Below are 18,979 nucleotides of genomic sequence, written 5' to 3' on the forward strand. Positions count from 1 at the left end.
GGGATATGACCACGACGATCACCATCACGGGCGCGGGCGGACAGATCGGCTACGCGCTGCTGTTCCGCATCGCGGCGGGAGACCTGCTCGGACCGGACGAGAAGGTGCGGCTGCGGCTGCTCGAGATCCCGCAGGGGATCGGAGCGGCGGAGGGCGCGGCGCTCGAGCTGCAGGACGGCGCTTTCGGGCTGCTCGAGCACGTCGAGGTGACGGATGACGCGGCGATCGGCTTCGACGGTGCCGACCTCGCGCTGCTCGTGGGCGCGCGCCCGCGCGGACCCGGCATGGAGCGGGGCGACCTGCTCGCCGCGAACGGTGGTATCTTCGGCCCGCAGGGGGCGGCGATCGCCGCGAACGCGGCACCCGGCGTGCGGGTCACGGTCGTCGGGAACCCCGCGAACACGAACGCGCTCATCGCCGCGGCATCCGCCGACGGCGTGCCGGCCGAACGATTCACGGCGCTGACTCGCCTCGATGAGAACCGCGCCAGGGCGCAGTTCGCACAGACGCTGGGCGTGCCTGTCGCGACGGTGGGGCGCCTGCCGATCTGGGGCAACCACTCCGCGACGCAGTTCCCCGACGTGTCGCACGCGACCGTGGCGGGCGAGCCTGCGGCGGAGGCTCTCGCCGCGATCGTCGGCGACGTGCCGGCGTGGTTGGACGAGACTTTCATCCCGCGGGTCGCCAAGCGGGGTGCCGAGATCATCCGGGTGCGCGGGTCGTCGTCGGTCGCCTCGGCGGCGAGCGCCACGATCGACCACGTGCGCGACTGGGTGCGCGGCACCGAGGACTGGACCTCGGCCGGCGTCGTCTCGCACGGTGAGTACGGGGTGCCCGCGGGCCTGATCTCGTCGTTCCCCGTGCGTGCGGTCGACGGCGAGTGGCGGGTCGTCGAGGCTCTGGAGATCGGCGAGGACGCCCGGCGGCGGATCGACGCCTCGGTCGCCGAACTCGTCGAGGAGCGCGATGCGGTGCGGTCGCTCGGTCTGATCTGATCCACTCTTCCGGCGCGAACGTGTGGATAACCGACTTATCCACTGTCCCCACACGTACGCGATTCGCCAACATATGGTTACTGGACTGACGACGCTCCGCGGAGCAGAATGGACCGGTGACCTTGTCTCCTGACACGATCGGAATGATCATCGCGCTCTTCGCCTTCACGGCGACGGTGCTCAGCGGCGTGGGCGCGATGCTCGCCCACCAGACGCGCGGTCTGGACGCGCGATTCGTGCAGATGGATGCGCGGATCGACGCCCGGTTCGAGCAGGTCGACGCCCGGTTCGAGCAGGTCGACGCCCGGTTCGACCAGGTGGACGCCCGGTTCGAGCAGGTCGATCGCCGATTCGACCAGGTGGACGCCCGACTCGATCGAGTCGACGCCCGCATTGACCGGGTGGAGGAACGCCTCCTCGGCGTCGAGCACGAGCTGGTCGACGTGAAGATCACGATCGCCCGGCTCGAGGGACCTCCCCGTCGCCTGCAACAGCTCTGAGCGGCATCCGATCCCGTCGGCGGAGTCGATACGGATTCGGCACCGACAGGGCAGAATGGAGTCCGGAGGTGCGCCCATGAGCGAGACGACAGACCGGACCACCGGCACGGCATCGGTCGATGACGCGCTGACGAGCCCGCTGCACCTGCCGCACGCCGCGGCGGAGTGCCCCAAGTGCTTCACCGAACTGCAGCAGAACCGCGACTTCTGGCTCGCTCGCCCCGACGGTTCACGCCTCGTCGGACTCGTGGTCTCCCGCGAGGGCATGCCTCCGGTCGTGCAGCAGCGCGATGATCTCACGCGCTTCGGCGTTCCGATCGAGGGGTTCCGTCACCCGGCACCCGACATCCTCGAGAGCTGGGGCGATCGTCTCGCCCGCCTCATCGACACCCTGCACAAGGGCGACGTGCTCGTCGTCGCGAACACGCACGCGCTCGGGCGCGACGGCGAAGAGGAGTCGCGCACGGTCGCCGACCTCCGTCGCCGCGGCATCATCGTCAAGGTGCTCAACCACGACGCGCGCCACCTGGCGGATCTCGCGCGCTGACGAACGCTTACGGTGCGGGTGTGGGGCCGAAGGCCGGCTCACCTGGCGTGACGCCGAAGAAGAGCGGATCGCTCGGCGACTCCTCTCGCGGCAGATACCCCTCCGAGAGGGTGACACCGCCGAAGATGAGCTTGCTGAGCTCTGCCGGGTCGCCGGGCCAGCATTTTGTGGTCGCGGTGACGAGAACCGAGCCGTTGGCGATGAACGTCACCATCAGCAACGAGAAGTCGCCCTGCCGACGCACGATCACATCGGACGACTGCGCGTCACCGGAGCCGAGTTCCTGACCCTCCACCTCGAAGCCCGCATCGGCAAGATAATCCTGCACCTTCTCGCGCATCCCATCCCGCTTATCCGGATCGATCTTCGTGTTGCGGGTGAGATCGAAATTGTAACTGTCGTCACCGCACCCGGCGCCCGAAGGCTGCATCCCGAACAAACCGATATCCGACTCCCAGGGCCCGTCGTAGATGAGCGCCTGGACATCATTCGTGATGGCCCGGTAGTCGAAGTAGTGCTGCTTCGACTGAGCAACAAGCTCGTCACCCGTGGGAATCATTCCGCCTCCGTTCACACACCCCGTAAGGGCAACCGACAACACCACCACAGCAGCGGACACCCGCCAGCGCTTCCTCATCTGCACGCCTCTACTCCTCGTGTATCGTCACCGCGTACCAGTCAATCGATCGGCTCGCCGGTGGCGATGATGTTGGCAATGTTACGGAACGATTCCGAGTCGCGAGAAAGGTACCCGTTACCCGCTTCCCACCACCCCCACACCGTGTTGCCGCCGTCGTGGGCCGCGTGCCCGGGTGTTCCGACCGCCATCTCGGTACCACCGCCCAGGCTCGGTACCTCACCCCCGTCGCTTTCGAAACTGACCGCACCCGGCAACGCCTCGGGATTCATCCCGTGGCCGAACGAGCTGTGCTCCCCGTACCGTGCGACCACATCCCCGGGAGCACGCGAGGCGTAGATTTGCGTGCCGGAGTAGTCCATTGGCGCGTCTCCGGTCCAGCCTGCGTGATACCCGTCGGGGACGCCTGCCGACCCGACTGCGATGAGGTTGTCGACTCCAAGGTTGTCGGGCGATCCGCCCACCGCGAGGAACGCGGTCGTGCTGCCGTATGAGTGCCCGATCACCGACGTCGTGACCTGTGAAGAAACCTCGTTGTCGAGCCCTCGCAGCGTGGAACTGAGCCTCGCCGCGCCCTCGGTCGCGCTGCCCATCACGTGTTCGGTCGCCAGATTCGGGGAGTCGTAGCCGTACCAGGCAATCGTCGCCGACCCCACGCCCTCACCGTACTCGTTCGCGAACTTGTTAAGGTTGCGGCCACTCGCCCCCCATGCCTTGAGGTCGTCGAGGCTCGAGAACATCCCACCGACCAGCACGTTGACGTTGGTGATGCCGTCCATCGGATCGACAGGGTTGCCTTCATCGTCAACGATGCGCACGCCGTACATCACAGCGGCGGTTGCCTGCGGGTGCTCGAACGGGTGGAACATCAGCAATTGGCCATCGAAGTCCGTGACCTCGCGCCCGAGCTGCTCGAGCTGCGAGTCGAGTGGCTCGCCATACGGGCCGCCTTCGATCACCCGGTCGTAGGCGGCCTTGTTGGCGAGGAACCGGTCGAGGTAGGGAACGCCTTCGAGGTTGCCGACGAACTCCGGGTAGGTGCGGGCCAACGCCGCGCGCTGCGCATCGGTGAGGCTGTCCCAGATCTCGGCCACCTCGGCCGGGCTGTCGGCGTTCGCGAGCGCATCGATCGCCGAGAGCGTCGAGTCGCTGAGGGTCGTGCCATCGGAGCGGACCAGGCCCGAGATCGCAGCCCCATAGGCCTCATCCCACAGCGAGTACGCCGATTCCCACTGCTCCCACAGATCGTCGACGGTGCTGGTGGCCGAGGCGAGACCGCTCTCGGCATCCGTCACGCCCTGCTCCGCCGTGTTGCGGGTCTGCGCGGTGTCGTCTGGCGTGCACTGGCGCTGCGCGAGCTCGGCCGCATCGAGATCGGCCGCCGCAGTCTCCTTCGCGGCGTGGGCCGTCTCGATGTCGTCGATGAGGTCGTTCGCCGCCTTCGCGTGCTGCGCCACGGCCTCGCCGTAGGCGCGCACGACATCGGCGATGCGCTCGAGGGTGAGGATCGTCGGGTTCATCCGGCTCGCGAGGGCGCCCGATTCGGTCTGAACGCGATCGATGCTCTCGCCGCGCCCTTCGAGTCCGCCGTCGATGTTGCGCAGCACGATCCGGGCGTTGCCACCCTCATCGATCAACGTCTCGAGGTCACGATGGATGCCTTCGAGCGAGCCGCTGTCGTACTCGATCTCCTCGAGCGTCCAGCCGCGATTAGGAGAAGTCAGCGACATAGTCGGAATCCCATCCGGCGCCGAGCGAGACGTCGAGGTCATCGAACGAATCGTTGATGCTCTTGAGGCGGTCGCTGATCGCGATGCCGTCGAGGTGCTGCGCCTTCGCCTCCATCGACGCCTGACCGAGTGCGTTCTCGAGCATGACCCGGAGGCTCGTGCGCCCCACTGGGTTGCCGACGCCGGTGTCGCGGGCCCAGATGTCGTTCGCATACATCACGTAATTGCCGATCGAAAGGTCGATCTGCAGGATCGCCCCTTCGAGCGCCGCCTTGTCGATCGCGACGTCCGACATCTTCACCCCCCGGTGCTCCGTGGTTTCACGCTAGTGGGGCATATCGGGATGCCACGATGGGCAGGACTCCCCATCCATCCGGTACCGGCAACGAGGTCGGGACACGACGAGGGGCCGACGGCGAACCGTCGACCCCTCGAAAACTGCGCTCGGTCAGCTGCCGGCGAGCTGCGTGTCGAGGTCCTGGATCGCACGCATCATGCCCAGCAGCGACTCCGACATGTCGTTGATGCCATCGACCGCGGTCTTCAGACCCGTCGTCAGCTCCGTGTAACCCTCACCGAACTTGCCCGACGCATGCTGCGTCTTGAAGTCCTCACCCAGAAGGGTGTCCACCTGACCCTTCAGCGTGTCCAACTGACCCTGAATGTCATCACGAGCCTGCGACAGCGACGACGCCACCTGCTCCATCTCTGCATAAGACGCACCGAAATCGGCCATCGTCCACACCTCCGGAAATCGAATGAACCGGACCCCTCCGGCCCGATACCCACAAACCTAACAACCCCCACCCCCACCGTCGATGGGGAGACCTCCCCATCGAGCCGCGAGTGACGGCGAGGTCAGCGGCCGATCACGCCCGACCGGATCCGCACCCAGAGCGGGTCCCGCTCCGAGAGACCGGACACGATCCGCATCACCCCGCCGATCTGACCGATGCCGGCGAGCGCGGCGATCACACCGACGACCCCCGCCGCCGCGGTCAGCTCGCTCGACCCCTCGATGAGGTCGCGGACGAACAGTGCGATCCCGCCCACCGCGATCAGCAGTGCCAGGGTCGCCGTGACGATCCGCACGAACACCCGCGGTTCGAAGTTCACGGTGCGAGCCTGCAGCCAACCGCCGGCGCGGCGCTGGCGCCCTCCGCGCGTGTACGGCAGGCGCATCCACCAGGTCGCGGCGGAGAGGAGCCGCCGCCCCGACCACCACAGCAGCACCAGCAGGGCGACGCCCGCGAGAGTGACGATGACGGCGACCACGATCGTCACCAGGTCGCTGCCGACGGGCGTGCCGCCCAGCATCCGCACCGTCTCGATGAGACCGACCGCCACGAATGAACCCCCGGCAGCGAGGGCGAAGCCCAGGATGCCGAGACCCCACCGCGACCATCGTTCGAAGTCCGCCCGCAGCGCCGCGGCGGCGCGGTCGGCTTCGACGGGGCGAGCGTCATCGGATCCCGTCTCGGCGATGAGAGGACGCGAGGCCGGGAGGATCAGGGCGAAGGGCATGGATTCAGGTTAGGCCGTCGTCGAGCGGCGTCTCGAATCGCGCGCCCTCCGGCAGTTGCGGCTCGACGCCTTCGGGAAGGTACTGCGTCATCGACAGCGCGAACGCCGTCATCACCGCCAGCTCCTGCCGCTGCGCCGGGTCGGAGCACATGCCCATGACGACCACGGTTCCCGCTTCGTCGGGAAGACGGATCTCACCCACCGTCATGACCGCGTCCATACCCCCGCGCGACACCAGTCCGCTCGTCACGGTGCCGACCCGCCCGTCCGGCGACGCGAAGGTCTCGGCGGTCGCGTCGTCGCCGAAGCGACCGAGCGGCAGGAGACGGTGCAGCGAGACGGCATCCGCAGTGTCTCCCGGACCCGTCACGACCACGTTCGTGCACAGGAACGACACCGCCGGCCGCTCACCGAGCACGATCGACACCCCGGCGAAGTCGAATCCGGTGTCGGCGAAGGTGCGCACACCCTCGTGGAAGCCGGCGACGATCGCCTCACGCGCCTCGTCCGGGAGCCAGCCCTTGCCGCCCTCGAGGTAACGCTCCAGCCATTCGTCGGGCGAGCGATCGCCGAGGGCACGGAACTCGATCCAGCCCTGCGGCATCCGCTGCCAGACCCGGTGGCCGGTTGCCTGTTCGACGCTCACAGCTCGTCGTCCGTCTTCGGGCCGTTGCCGTGGACCGTGTTGTCGACACGTTCGGCGAGGTTCTGCCACGGACCGAACAGGCTGTCGACGAAGTCCTGCCCCTTGCTGTGCGCGTCCATGGCGGTGTTGGTCATCCAGTAGGTGTTGGCGACCATGTTGCTCATGTTGATGTTCAGCGTGACGGCGAGGGTTCCCGCCGCCGTACCGCCACCGGCGAGAGCCGGGGTCATGCGCTGGATCGACGGGATGAGCACCGCACCGCCGGGGCCGATGAGCGTCTTCGCCGCGACACCCAGCAGACCACCGGCGAGCAACCCGACCGCGCCGATCGCGAAGTCCGTCCACGACCCGCGGCCGGTGAGCGCCTGCAGCCCGTCGATCGCGACCAGCGCGATCGCCATGACGAGCGCCACGGTGCCGAGGACCGGGATGAAGAGCGAGAGGATGGCGATGATTGGCAGCGCCGCGCGGAGGATGTCCTCCAGGATCGGCACCACGTTGTCCATGAGCCACTCGCCGGCATCCGCCAGCCAGTCGCCCGCCCCCTCGAGGAAGTTCGAGAACGCGTTGCCCGCATAGGAGTTGAGCGTGTCGCTCGCGCTCACGAGGTGCTGCGCGGCGATCGCCGCGTCGTCGTCGACCTCGATCTTGAGGCGCTGCGCCTCGGCGATCACGTCGTCGAGCGCGCCCTGCGCCGTCGCGAGGTCAGTGGTCGCATTCGACACGGCGTCGGGATCGGCATCCTCGGCGTCGGCGCCGTCGACGGCCTTGTCCTTCGCGGTCGCCTTGCTGCTCACCGACGCGGCGGCGGTGGCCGCTCGATCCTCGAGCTCGCGAGCGCGCTGCTGGTAGCCGGTCAGCTGCGTTACCCAGGTGCTGAGCGCATCGCGGGAGGTGCGCAGGGCCGAACCCGTGTCGACCAGGTGCGGACGGAAGTCCTCGCTCATCGCGGCGCGGAACGCCACGGCGGCTTCGCCCGTCCAGGCGGCGTCATCGTCGCCGTTGAGCATCGCGAGCGCGTCGTCGACGCTGTCGCAGCCGGTCGAGAGCCCGAGCACGAAGCCCTCGAGCTCGCCGAGATCGCCGGGAGCGGGATCGAATCCCAGAGCGGGGAACGCGGTCATGCGGATGCCCCTTCCTCGGGCTCCATGCTGGCGGCGAGCTCGGAGTCGAGCCCGCGGAACGCCTCGAGGATGCCCTGCAGCCCGGTGCTCGCATCTTCCGCGTAGCGACCGAGCTTGTCGATGCCGCCACCCCACGAATCGTGAAGGTCTTCGAGACGGCGCCGCAGCTCCTGCTGCGGAACGGCCGAGCCGGAGACGCTGCCGAGAGCGCTGGTCGCGGCATCCAACGACGTGCGCATGTTCGCGTACGCGGTCTTGCTCGCCTCCATGGCCGAGTAGTCGATACTCACATCAGGCATACGTGTCCCCTCCCCTGGTCACCGGTCGAAAGGGGGCGCCGACCCGATCGGTCGACGCCCCACGAAGAACGCTCGGTCAGCTGCCGGCGAGCTGCGTGTCGAGGTCCTGAATCGCACGCATCATGCCCAGCAGCGACTCCGACATGTCATTGATGCCATCGACCGCGGTCTTCAGACCCGTCGTCAGCTCCGTGTAACCCTCACCGAACTTGCCCGACGCATGCTGCGTCTTGAAGTCCTCACCCAGAAGGGTGTCCACCTGACCCTTCAGCGTGTCCAACTGACCCTGAATGTCATCACGAGCCTGCGACAGCGACGACGCCACCTGCTCCATCTCTGCATAAGACGCACCGAAATCGGCCATCGTCCACACCTCCGGAAATCGAATGAACCGGACCCCTCCGGCCCGATACCCACAAACCTAACAACCCCCACCCCCACCGTCGATGGGGAGACCTCCCCATCGAGCCGAACCGGGCGAAGAACCGGAATCAGGGCCGGGGGATGACGCCGGCGATGTCGATCTCGCCGTCGTAGGCGAGCCACGCGACCCAGGCGGCCGGCGCGAGCGTGCGCGCCTGGGCGATGGTCGTGGCGTCGATTCCCGCGCTCGCCAGGGTGTCGAGTCGACGGGACCACTCGGCCTTGTCGGAGGGCGTCGGCGAGGACGACGACGCCGCCCATTCCGCATCACGCCGCATCTGGCGCAGGTCGCCCGGATCGACGGATGCTCGCGCGCGGGGCGTGAGCGCAGCATCCTGTCTCCGCACCCGATCGCTACGGATCGCGACCCCCGCGATGAGGAGGGTGATAGCCGTTGTCATCGGCAGCCAGATCGCGAGGTCTTCCGGCGTGAACCCGCGGTCGTCGCCCGTACCGAGGACGAGGCGTATAGCGAGCATCGCGACGCACAGCAAGCCGACCAGCGCCGACGACGCCTCACCGATGCGGGCGCTCCGAACGTCCGGCACCCGCAGCAAGAGCACGACGAGCAGAACGGGTATGGCGATCACTCCCGCGACGACGGCGGTCGACACGGCCAGCTCGGGGTCGGTGAAGGCGTTCTTGCGGTCGGACGGACCGAGCATCACCGCCGACGCCAGCGCCGCCGTCAATCCGATGCCGAGCAGCGTTCCCCACACGGCGAGATATCCCGCGCTCGACTGCGCCCGTGGCGGCGCGCTCGCGGTGGCGATCGCCGGCGCCGCGGACGCCGAGACGAAGCGCCGCCGACGCTGATGCAGGTTCCACAGGCGGGAGAACAGCGCCGATGCCGCCCGCGGCTGTGCGCGAAGCACTTCCACCGCTTCGTTCGCAACCGCGGTGACCGTCTCATCGTCACCGGAGAGGCGCACGACCGGCTTCATGCCTCGCCCTCGGCATCGTGGGCGATCCAGAGCATCGGTTCGCTCGGGCGACGCATCGGTGGTCCGCCACGCCCTCAACCGGCTTCAGCGGGCGAGACCGCGGGTACGGCGTCCTCCTCCGCGACCCTCTCCCAGGCGAAGGTCGAGACGATCGAATCGCTCAGCAGCGCCAGCTCATCGAGCACCTCGGCGGGCAGCACGTCGCCGTCCGGGATGACGATCGTCGACGTGAACACGAGCGCCTTCCGGCGCTGCGTGCCGGGAACCGGAACGACGTAGGTGATCGTGCGTCCGCCGACGCCGTCGATCGACGACGCCCCGGATGGGCGCTTCGCCTCGGTCACCCAGCGCACGATGTGCTTGACGTGGTCGTCGAGGAAGACGGCGCCCCGCAGGCGGAAGGCCTCGGTCACCCAGCCGTCGAGGTTCTCGCCGGGGGCGGCCGTGAGCAGCGAGGCCGTGATCGACAGGGGGAGCAGTTCCTCCATCGGCACGTCCTGCTGCCGGTAGACGGCGAACACCTTGGTGTTGCGCATGACTTGGTTGACCTGCGCCATCATGGTGCGGAACTCGGCATCGAGGTCGGGACGCCCGGCCTGCATGAAGATCGCACTCGCCTTGCGCACGTCCTCCTGCTGCGCCGCATTGGTGGGCACGTGCCGCACCCAGCCCGGAGGAAGCACGAGGCGAAACGGGGGAACGCCGAACTGCATCTCGACGCCGAGGTCGTTGATCTCGTTCACCGAAGGGCTCCTCGCGCTGGTCTGTTCGGGGCGGCGGTCACGCCGGCAGGGTGATGCCGTCGATCACGCGGAGGATGTGCTCCTCCATGAGGGCGAAGGACTCGAGGGTCGAGCCCATCGCCTCGATCATGATGACCCATTCTCCCGCACGGAGCATGACCGTCCAGTTGGCGATCGGGCGCGCGGCGCCGTCGACGACGACGGCGGAGGTGCGGCGCAGCAGGAATCCGTTGCCGTGCGCGTCGGTCTCGAGTTGGATCAGCTCGGATGCCGTGGAGTCGGGCAGCGTCGCGATCTCTTCCAGCACAGCGCGCTCATCGAGCGCCTCGGCATCCGCCACCGTGATCTCGACGAGGACGTCGCTGTACACCCCGCGGGGGATGAACCACAGCTGGGTCGCTGCGTTGCCCGCGAGCCCGACGAGGCCTTGCGCCGTGAGGCGGATCGCATCCAGATCGCCGTCGGTGAGAGACGAACGTGTCGCGTAGAGCTCGACCGCCGCGTCGACCCACGCTTCCTCTCCGCCGTCGCCCGCGAGATCGCGGGCGGTCGGCAGCGGGAGGAACCACTCGTCGTCGTAGGCGAAGTCCCATCGCGCATCGGTCGCCGTCTCGACGGGAAGCGGCGTCATCGGGTGATCCCGTTCAGCAGGCCAGCGGGCGAGAGGCCACCGGACGGTCGACCGTTGGTCATGGCTACGCCCTTGTCCGCCCACTTGTAGACGTTCCATGCCTGCTCGAACAGCGTGGGAGCATCGGACTTGGCCAGCTGCTGCAGCGCCTGCGGCAGCTGCGTGTAGAGCCTGTTCCCATAACCGGTACCGACCGCAGCGGCCTCCTGGAACGCGACGGTGAAAGACCGATTCGCTCCGCCGAGGAATCGCTGTCCGAGTCCTGCGAGCGTGAACGGCCCCGTCAGCCGGGTGCGCGAGACGTTCTCGACGAAGTTTGCGAAGTTGAGCTTGCTCGCCGCGCGCCAGCCGTTCTTCGGCAGTGCGGAGATGTTGTGGATATTGCGAATCTGCCCGAGCGGCCCGGTGAGCTGCTTCGGGATCGCCTTGAAGAACTTGCCCAATCCCTGACCGAGTTTGCCGATCGGGAGAACTCCGACGATGGCCCACGCGAGATCCCCCCACCCCTTGCGGCCGTCGAACATGAGCGCGACGGTGAGGGCGAGCGCGATGACGCCGACGACCAGGGCGGCGATCGCGAAGAAGGGGCCGCCGATGATGAGGCCGAGCACCGCAATCGCGAGACCGACCCAGCTGACCCATTCGGCGACGACCGCGAGGACTCCCGCGATGTCCTCCCAGGTGGAGTCCTTGCCGATGTCGTTGGCATCCGTGAGGCCCGACACGGCCGTCTCGTACGCCTCGTGCCAGGTGTCGTACTCGGCGTCGAAAGCGGCGAGGTTGTCATCGTGATCGCTCGATGCCGTGCTCAGAGCGCTTTGGGCTCCGGATGCCGCAGAAGCGAGCTCCTGCCCCGCAGCGGTGTTGGCCGCCGCGGCATCCTCCTCCGGCGGGTTCAGACGCGTGTTCGTGTTGTGGGTGCTCAGCGCGGCCGATGCATCCGCCGCGTTCGACTGCGCCGTCTGCAGGGCCGTGAGGCTGGACTCGCAATCCGCGACCACCGTCTGCATGCGCGACTGCACCTGAGCGAGCGCCGTCGCGTAGGCGGAGAGGGTCGACCCCGCCGGCGTGTAGCGCCGACCGGCCTCGTCGAGGTCTTTGTGGACGTCGTCGATGACCTCCTTGATTTTGTCCATCGCATATCCGCGCCCGACGATCGTGCCGTCCTTGATGCCTTCGAGCGTGCTCGCCGCCTCGACCATGCTCTCGCCGAGCTCGGTGATCTGCGACCCTCGCGTGGAGATCGCCGCAGCATCCCCCGCGACCACCTCGACATCGCGTCCGCTGTGCGTCTGCATCTTCCCGCCCCTCCGTGTCAGTACGCCACCGGCGCGTGACCGCCGGATCCGCCCGCGCTGCTGCCCGACTGCTCCATCGACGTCGCCATCTCGGAGTCGAGACTGGTGACCTCGTCGACCGTCCCCTGCACTCGCTGGGCGACTTCTTTGAGCTTCGTCAGCAGCTTGTCGCGGCTGTCGTTCCAGCTGCCCTCGAAGTCGTGGCAGCGGTCCTGGAGTCGACCGTCGCCGTAGGGCCGCGCGACGGCGGCCTCGACGTCGTCCTGGCGCCCCGACGCCGACTCGAACTCGCTGACGATCGCCGTGAGCTGCTCGCTCGTGGTCTGCAGATACTCGATCGGCACGATCATGCTCTGGCCGCTCATCGCCCCTCCTCAGTTCCTGGACGATACGACATTAGTGGGCGGCGATGTCTCACACGATGGGGAGCACTCCCCATGTTGCGGATCACCGCGCGGCACGGCGCGCGGTGCCGTTCTCGGCCTTCTTCGTCAGCGCCCGGATGCTCTCGCGATCGGCCAGAATCCCCAGCTCCGTGATGCCGCCGGCGCCGAGGCCCCGACCGCGCGTCTTCGCCGCGGTGGTGCGGATGCTGGTGGTGGAGGAATGCTCCACCATCTCGCCGAGCCGCGTCCATCGGCGGAGGTCCTGAGCGTCGAGTTCCTTCCGATGCGCCCGGTGCAGTCGGCCGAGACGCCTTCCCCCGGCCTTCCGCTGACCGAACGTCTCGCTGTATTCGTCGCTCCCTTTCTCCAGGATCCTGCGCTGCTTCGCCTCCGTGTCGGCGATCACCGCCGCGATCTCCTGGGCGTAACCGGGCATCCCCCGGAGGATCCGCCGCTCCTCCGCGACCCATCGCCGCAGCAGTGCATCCTCGCACTCGTCGCAGAGACGCGATGGACGTGTCCCTTCCGTCGCGTACCCGCAGTCGCACGGGATCCCCCCGCGCTGTGTGCGCCGTGCGGGCGCCCATCCGAACCGCTCCCGTAACGACGCGGCACCCACGACGCTCTCGTGCAACTCCCCCAGATACCCCTCACCGCTCCGGCGCTGCGCCTCGCGCACCAGCGCCTCCCACCGCTCCGCATCGCCCGCACGCACCAACGGCCCCGCCTCCCGCGCATACTCCGCCAGGACCGCGAAGACCTCCGCCTCCACCAGCGCCGCCTTCAACGCCGACGCCGACGTCGTCCCCGGCCACGACGGAAACGCCGCATCGCGCGACACCTCGCGCACCCGCGCCTCACCCGCCGCCGCAAAACGCTCCCAGACCGGCTTCAGCGCCTCGTCACGCTCGAGCACGCCCCGCTCGAACTCCACCACCGCATCGAACACACCCATGCGAAAAGCGTAAGCCGTGCGCGCCTCCGCACGCGCTCACCGTCGACTCTTGCGTCCAGTCGCCGGTCGAGAATGCTGCGCTCTCACCTGCAGCGCCAGTCCGACGAGCTCAGTCAGGGCGGCGGCGCCGAGTCCGCGTCTCAAGACCTTGCTCGCCGTCTCGCGATACGCGAGCATCGACGCGGCGGCGAGAGGTGCTCCCAGCGTCTCCCATCGAGACATCTCTACGCCGCGCAGCTCCTCCCGGTGCCGTCGACGCAAGCGGGAGACCACGCGGCCTCCCGCTCGACGAAACGCAGTCGCTTCAGACGCGGTGTACTCGCCGCCGGTCACATACACTTGCTCCTGTTTTCGCGCGGTGCGCTCGATGACCGCAGTGACCTCTTCCGCGTACTCGGGCATCCCCCGAAGCAGTCGCCGCTCCTCCGCGACCCAGCGTCGCAACAACGTCTCCTGACAGTCATCGCACAACGCCCCGCGGCAACACCCCCTCGGTCGCAAACCCGCACTGACACGGAATCCCACCCCGCTGCGACCTCGACCGCGGAACCCACCCCCACCGCTCCCGCAACAGAGCAGCACCCACCGTGCTCTCCTGCAACTCACCCAGAAAACCCTCACCGCTCCGACGCTGCGCCTCGCCCACCAGCGCCTCCCACCGCTCCGCATCACCCGGCCGCACCAACCCACGAGCCTCCCGCGCATACTCCGCCAGCACCGCGAACACCTCCGCCTCCACCGACGCGGCCTTCAACGCCGACGCCGACGTCACCCCCGGCCACGACGGAAACCCCACACGCTCCCGCAACACCCCCAACCGCGCCTCACCCAACACCGCGAAACGCTCCCAGACCGACTTCAGCGCCTCGTCACGCTCGAGCACGCCCCGCTCGAACTCCACCACCGCACCGAACACACTCACGCGACCAGCGTAGGACGCACGCGCCTCCGCGCTCGGCCACGCGAGAAAACGGAGACCGGATGCTGCGCGGGCGGCGCGTCACGGCCTCCCACCGTCCGGCACGCCGAAGCGACGGCATCCGCTCCGGGTTTTCTCCCGACCGGATGCAGCCGCAGACGGAGCTCACCCGATGCGGTCGCCCTCGACGAGCGGCATCTGCACCGTGACCTGGCGACCGGCCTGCACGAAGATGCCACGACCCTCGGGGAAGTCGGTGCGCTTGACCTTCGGGAACGGCACCTTGAACACCGCGTCGCCGTCGAACGAGTCGGGCTTGAGGATGATGCCCTTGCGGCCGGCCTTGAAATCGCCGATGAACCCGAAGCCGCTGGTGACCTGCGTCACGTCGGCATCGCCGATCATGAGGTGGTCGCTGCGGTTGATCGCCTGGAACAGCGCCTTCATATCGCGCTCGGCGGGCGAGTCGGCGAACTGCGGCACGTCCTCCACGACGATGAGGATGCGCATTCCGAGCGCCTCGTCGGCGACGAGCTCGACGAGTTCCTTCGCGAGCTCCTTCGCCTCTTCGGGCGTGGTGGCGCTGCGCGTCCAGTCGGCGTATCCCTTGAGCTGCGCCCGCCGTCCGCCGAAGTGGAACAGCTTGACCGTCGGGTCGAGCCGCCGCATCGACGTGATGAGCCCCTTGAGCGCCGTGGTCTTGCCCGACTGCGGCGGACCGGCCACGACGAACGTGCCGACAGGATCGAAGTCGCGCGCGGCGAGCGTGTCCTCCGCGACACCCAGCACCGGGAACTCGCCCAGGCGATCGGGCAGATCGCGCACCGAGAGGCGGGTGGGCAGCGCGCCGATCTCCTCGACCTCGCGCACCCCGGCTCCGCGCAGCTGGGCCGCGAGCTGCTCGAGCAGCTTGGTCTGCTCGGCCACGTTGGGGGTGCCGCCGAGCGTCGCGATCTGCGTCTCGAGGCCGTCGACGATGGCACGACCCGGGGCGGACGTCTCGTCGAGCACGTCCTTCGGGGCGTTGAGCATCGCGTAGCCGGAGTCGTCGGAGAGACGCAGCACCACGCGGCGCGACACGTTCGCGCTGACCGCCGTCGGCACGGAACCCGAGCGGTCGGCGCTCGCGATCACGTGCACGCCGAGCGGGCGCCCCTCGCCGAGGATGCGCATGAAGGTCTGGTAGAACGGCATCCGCGCGGTGGTCGATTCCCACTCGCTGCGGAACTGCGGGAATCCGTCGATGAGCAGCAGGATGCGCGGCTCGCGCGACCCGGTGATCTCGCGGTACTCGGTGAGGCTCGAGGCGTTCGCGGCGCTGAAGCGCTTGCCGCGATCGTCGAGCACCCGCGCGAGCGAGCGCAGGATGCGCTGCACGCGCTCGGCATCGTCGCCGCCGATGATCGATCCGACGTGCGGGAGGACCTCGAGGCTCTTCAACGCACCCGACCCGAAGTCGAGGCCGTAGACCTCGACTTCGGAGTGCCCGGCGTGGAACCCGGCCGCGATCGCGACGGTGCGCAGCACGGTCGACTTGCCCGAGCCGCTCGTGCCGTAGACGAGGAGCGAGCCGTCCTTGTCGGGCACGAAGTACGCGGGCTCCTGCATCTGCCGGGAGGGCACGTCCATCTTGCCGAGCAGGATCTGCCCGTCACCGAGCACCGGCAGGTCGCGGATGTCGACCGCGCGCTCGAGGTCGTCGAGCCACGGGCGGCGCGGGGCCGGGATGCCGGCGATCGAGGATGCCGCGACGAGCGACGAGACGATGCGCTTCTGGTCGTTCGGGCCGAGGTCCTCGTCGTGCGAGTCGGATTCGGGTGCCTGGTCGGCCTCCCACGTCTGGATGGATCCGAACCGCAGCTCGGCCACCTTGACCTCTGCCTGCTGCACCTCGTCGGTCGTCCACCCACCGGCGTACGCCGACTGGAACGGCACGAGACGACCGGGGCCGGTCTTCGCGATGCCGCGACCGGGGAGCGAGGGTGGGAACGACGCCGCCACCGGGTCGTCGACGACGTCCTTCGAATCCGACTCGTCGGCCATGCGCAGGGCGACGCGCAGGTTGGTGTTGGCGCGCAGGTTGTCCTTGATGACACCCGCGGGCCGCTGGGTCGCCATGATCAGGTGGATGCCGAGGGAGCGACCGCGCTGCGCGATGTCGACGACGCCGTCGACGAACTCGGGCACCTCTCCGGCGAGCGCCGCGAACTCGTCGATCACGAGCACGAGGGCGGGCGGGGTCTCGGGGTCGCGGCGCTTCTCGAGTTCGAGGAGGTCCTTCGCCTTCTTGCGGTTGAAGAGATGCTCGCGGTGGTGCAGCTCGGCGCGCAGGCTGGTGAGCGCGCGGCGAACGAGGTGCGGGCTGAGATCGGTGACCAGGCCGACGCAGTGCGGCAGATCGACGCAGTCCGCGAACGCCGAACCGCCCTTGTAGTCGACGAAGAGGAACGTCACCCGGTCGGGGCTGTGCGCCGCCGCCATACCGAGCACCCAGGCCTGCAGGAACTCGCTCTTACCGGCGCCGGTGGTTCCACCGACGAGTGCGTGCGGCCCCTGCGTGCGCAGGTCGAGGGTCATGGCATCCGTCTGCGACTGCCCGATGATGGCGCGCAGGTTGCCCGCCTTCTTCAGGCGCGACTGCGGAGCACCCGAACGGTCGAGGATGGTGTTGTTCTGACGCCAGCGGTCGATCACGGCGTTCGGGTCGGAGGCCAGCTCGCTGCCGACGAGCGACAGGAACATCACCGAGTTCGGGATGTCGGAGGAGTCCTCGATCACGGTGCTCGAGTCGACGACCGGAGCGAGACGCTTGGCGAACATCGTCATGTACGCGTGCGAGACGCCCTCGACGCGCACGTCCTCGTAGGCGACACCGTTGCGCACCGTGCCGACCCGCGCGTGCTCGAGGCCGGCGCTGACGTCGACGAACGAGCGGCACGCCGCCGGCAGCGACTCGACCACCGGGGCGACGAAGAGCCCGTAGACGCCGACATCCGCTCCCCGCTCGAGGATCTGCGTGAGGCGTGCGCGGTCGACCGGCGCGTCGTTGGTGACGATCACGAGGATCGCGGTCTGGCCGGGGAACGTCGCTTCTTCGGCGGCGCGCTTGACGTCGGTGCCGTAGTACATCGGGTCCCAGTCGTCACCGTAGGGCGGGCGCTGCGACTTCGCCTCGCGCGAGCGGCGGAGCACGATCTCCTCGAGGCCGTTGAGCAGGGCCGTGCCCGTCGAGGCCGAGTCGGCCAGCGCGACGTCCTTGAACGGGTTGCGCTCGCTGGAGGTGTGCGGGAGCCACTTGAGCCAGTCGAGTTCGTTCGCCCACCCGGGCTCGGTGAGGGCGACCGCGACGAGCTCATTGGGCGAGTGCATCCCGAACAGCTGCACCGCGAGTCCCCGCAGCGCATCGCTGGCGAGCGAGGTGGGGCCGGCGACGCCGATCGATCCCGAGCTCTGCAGCGACTCGAGGATCGGCACGTCGTCGATCATCTTGTACCGCTCCTCGAGGCGGTCCACGCGCTCGATGTACTCGGGCAGCGCTTCGGGAATGTCGGAGCGCTTGATGCGCGTACGCGATTCGTCGGTACAGCTCCCCAACCGCACGGCCAGGAAGTTCCAGTGCTCGGGTCGACGGGTCCACAGCAGCGGGCCGAGTCGCATCGCCTCGTCGAACACGACCGCGACGGCGGGCACTTCGTTCTGGCGCACCTCGCGCTCTCGCGGCTGGGCGAGGTAGAGCTTCTCCTCGAGGCGTTCGAAGTTCTCCTCGAACTTCTCGACCTCCTTGCGCAGGCGCTGACCGAGGTTCGTCTTCTGGGAGATGAAGTTTCCGAACATCATCAGCGGCGACATGAAGACGATCAGCAGCGACCGCGGGTTCCCGCTCATCGCGTAGATCGCGGCTCCCAACAGGATCGGCGCGACCAGCATGGGCCACGGGAAGAGCCGCTGCACCTGGTCGCGGGGGTAGCGGGGCTCGTCGAGCTCCTCGCCGGTGAATCGCGCCTCGACCCGCGGGCTGCGGTTGAACAGCAGCGCGCCCCCGCGCTCGAGCACGGGGTCGCCGGCGGCCGAGCCGTCGAAGTCGCTCACGAGGTGCACGACGAACTCGCAGTCGCCGAGGGTGAAGCGCTGGCCGGGGATCACGCGCAGGCGCTGCACGAGGCCGCCGTCGACGAGGATGCCGTTGGCGGAGTTCAGGTCGACGATCTCGACGAAGGTCGTCGCGACCTCGATGCGCGCGTGGCGCTTCGAGACCAGCGGATCAGCGATCGTCACGTCGTTCGCGGCGTCGCGACCGATGAGGAAGTGTCCGAGGGGCAGGGCGAACTCCTGGCCCTGCGCGGGGCCGGCGACCACCGTGAGCACGGCGGCGGGGCGCGCCCCGGCGGTGCCGACCGACGCCCGGTTCGGGCCGAGGTTGACGACCTCGGCGAGGAAGCCGGAACCGATCGGGGCATCACCGACGAGGAGGTCGGGGGTGAGCATGGTGAGCTGCTCGCTGGTCGGCGGGGCGACGGAGAGGGTGAGCACATCGGCCGGCGAGGCCGGGATGCTGCGGGTCGGATCGGTCGATGCGATCTGGCGCGCGACGTCGGCCACGGTCGCGGTCGAGTCGGCCATCACGACGATGTCGGTCAGGGGCGCCGCCGGGCGGCGCAGGGTCAGCTTGACTCTCATC

General features: G+C 68.6%; 21 protein-coding genes. 3 read left to right on the forward strand and 18 right to left on the reverse strand.

The features are described from left to right. Window positions 1–5: 5 nt before the first annotated feature. The 3 genes from KZC52_RS08015 (at window position 6) to KZC52_RS08025 (ending at window position 2,042) form a co-directional block, all read left to right on the forward strand. On the forward strand, window positions 6–995 hold the full coding sequence (locus KZC52_RS08015) for a malate dehydrogenase (protein WP_247623515.1): 990 nt from the start codon (window positions 6–8) through the stop codon (window positions 993–995). 116 nt (window positions 996–1,111) lie between these two features. Continuing rightward, window positions 1,112–1,495 (forward strand): response regulator, encoded by a 384-nt coding sequence (locus tag KZC52_RS08020; RefSeq protein WP_247623516.1) that lies wholly within the window; start codon window positions 1,112–1,114, stop codon window positions 1,493–1,495. A gap of 76 nt (window positions 1,496–1,571) precedes the next feature. Further along, window positions 1,572–2,042, forward strand: a complete 471-nt coding sequence (locus tag KZC52_RS08025; RefSeq protein WP_247623517.1) for a recombinase family protein — start codon at window positions 1,572–1,574, stop codon at window positions 2,040–2,042. 7 nt (window positions 2,043–2,049) lie between these two features. Here the strand turns inward: KZC52_RS08025 and KZC52_RS08030 are convergent, their stop codons facing one another. The 18 genes from KZC52_RS08030 to KZC52_RS08115 form a co-directional block, all read right to left on the reverse strand. After that, window positions 2,050–2,679, reverse strand: a complete 630-nt coding sequence (locus KZC52_RS08030) for a hypothetical protein (protein WP_247623518.1) — start codon at window positions 2,677–2,679, stop codon at window positions 2,050–2,052. 41 nt (window positions 2,680–2,720) lie between these two features. Continuing rightward, window positions 2,721–4,409, reverse strand: coding sequence for an alpha/beta hydrolase (locus KZC52_RS08035; protein ID WP_247623519.1), 1,689 nt, complete (start codon window positions 4,407–4,409; stop codon window positions 2,721–2,723). Next, window positions 4,390–4,710 (reverse strand): hypothetical protein, encoded by a 321-nt coding sequence (locus KZC52_RS08040; RefSeq protein ID WP_247623520.1) that lies wholly within the window; start codon window positions 4,708–4,710, stop codon window positions 4,390–4,392. The genes KZC52_RS08035 and KZC52_RS08040 overlap by 20 nt, the downstream gene beginning before the upstream one ends. 147 nt (window positions 4,711–4,857) lie before the next feature. Then, complete coding sequence (locus KZC52_RS08045) at window positions 4,858–5,145, reverse strand: WXG100 family type VII secretion target (protein ID WP_247623521.1); 288 nt, start codon at window positions 5,143–5,145, stop codon at window positions 4,858–4,860. A 122-nt stretch (window positions 5,146–5,267) separates the two neighbouring features. Continuing rightward, entirely contained in the window at window positions 5,268–5,933 is a 666-nt protein-coding gene (locus KZC52_RS08050; RefSeq protein ID WP_247623522.1) for a hypothetical protein, read from the reverse strand. Window positions 5,934–5,937: 4 nt separating this feature from the next. After that, the gene (locus KZC52_RS08055; RefSeq protein ID WP_247623523.1) at window positions 5,938–6,579 is read right to left on the reverse strand and encodes a hypothetical protein; all 642 of its coding nucleotides are present in this window, start codon (window positions 6,577–6,579) and stop codon (window positions 5,938–5,940) included. Further along, window positions 6,576–7,703, reverse strand: coding sequence for a hypothetical protein (locus KZC52_RS08060; RefSeq protein WP_247623524.1), 1,128 nt, complete (start codon window positions 7,701–7,703; stop codon window positions 6,576–6,578). The genes KZC52_RS08055 and KZC52_RS08060 overlap by 4 nt, the downstream gene beginning before the upstream one ends. Then, window positions 7,700–8,002 (reverse strand): hypothetical protein, encoded by a 303-nt coding sequence (locus KZC52_RS08065; protein ID WP_247623525.1) that lies wholly within the window; start codon window positions 8,000–8,002, stop codon window positions 7,700–7,702. Before KZC52_RS08065 ends, KZC52_RS08060 begins: the two co-directional genes overlap by 4 nt. A gap of 76 nt (window positions 8,003–8,078) precedes the next feature. Next, entirely contained in the window at window positions 8,079–8,366 is a 288-nt protein-coding gene (locus KZC52_RS08070) for a WXG100 family type VII secretion target (RefSeq protein ID WP_247623521.1), read from the reverse strand. A gap of 127 nt (window positions 8,367–8,493) precedes the next feature. Next, on the reverse strand, window positions 8,494–9,369 hold the full coding sequence (locus tag KZC52_RS08075) for a hypothetical protein (protein WP_247623526.1): 876 nt from the start codon (window positions 9,367–9,369) through the stop codon (window positions 8,494–8,496). Between the two features lie 74 nt (window positions 9,370–9,443). After that, window positions 9,444–10,112: a hypothetical protein gene (locus tag KZC52_RS08080; RefSeq protein WP_247623527.1), complete on the reverse strand. Its 669-nt coding sequence runs from the start codon at window positions 10,110–10,112 to the stop codon at window positions 9,444–9,446. A gap of 37 nt (window positions 10,113–10,149) precedes the next feature. Next, window positions 10,150–10,743 carry a hypothetical protein gene (locus tag KZC52_RS08085; protein ID WP_247623528.1) on the reverse strand — a complete coding sequence of 198 codons (594 nt, stop codon included), beginning with the start codon at window positions 10,741–10,743 and terminating at the stop codon, window positions 10,150–10,152. Further along, complete coding sequence (locus tag KZC52_RS08090) at window positions 10,740–12,041, reverse strand: hypothetical protein (RefSeq protein ID WP_247623529.1); 1,302 nt, start codon at window positions 12,039–12,041, stop codon at window positions 10,740–10,742. Before KZC52_RS08090 ends, KZC52_RS08085 begins: the two co-directional genes overlap by 4 nt. A 17-nt stretch (window positions 12,042–12,058) precedes the next feature. Continuing rightward, a complete protein-coding gene (locus KZC52_RS08095) occupies window positions 12,059–12,406 on the reverse strand; it encodes a hypothetical protein (protein ID WP_247623530.1) in 348 nt (115 codons plus the stop codon). 82 nt (window positions 12,407–12,488) lie between these two features. Continuing rightward, window positions 12,489–13,382, reverse strand: a complete 894-nt coding sequence (locus KZC52_RS17330; protein ID WP_281731245.1) for a hypothetical protein — start codon at window positions 13,380–13,382, stop codon at window positions 12,489–12,491. A 36-nt stretch (window positions 13,383–13,418) separates the two neighbouring features. Further along, entirely contained in the window at window positions 13,419–13,784 is a 366-nt protein-coding gene (locus KZC52_RS08105; protein WP_247623531.1) for a hypothetical protein, read from the reverse strand. A 58-nt stretch (window positions 13,785–13,842) separates the two neighbouring features. Next, window positions 13,843–14,304, reverse strand: coding sequence for a hypothetical protein (locus tag KZC52_RS08110; protein ID WP_247623532.1), 462 nt, complete (start codon window positions 14,302–14,304; stop codon window positions 13,843–13,845). A 162-nt stretch (window positions 14,305–14,466) separates the two neighbouring features. Continuing rightward, the gene (locus tag KZC52_RS08115; protein WP_247623533.1) at window positions 14,467–18,978 is read right to left on the reverse strand and encodes a type VII secretion EssC family protein; all 4,512 of its coding nucleotides are present in this window, start codon (window positions 18,976–18,978) and stop codon (window positions 14,467–14,469) included. Between the last annotated feature and the right edge of the window lies 1 nt (window position 18,979).

It is taken from the genome of Microbacterium galbinum, from assembly GCF_023091225.1.
Lineage (GTDB): Bacteria > Actinomycetota > Actinomycetes > Actinomycetales > Microbacteriaceae > Microbacterium > Microbacterium galbinum.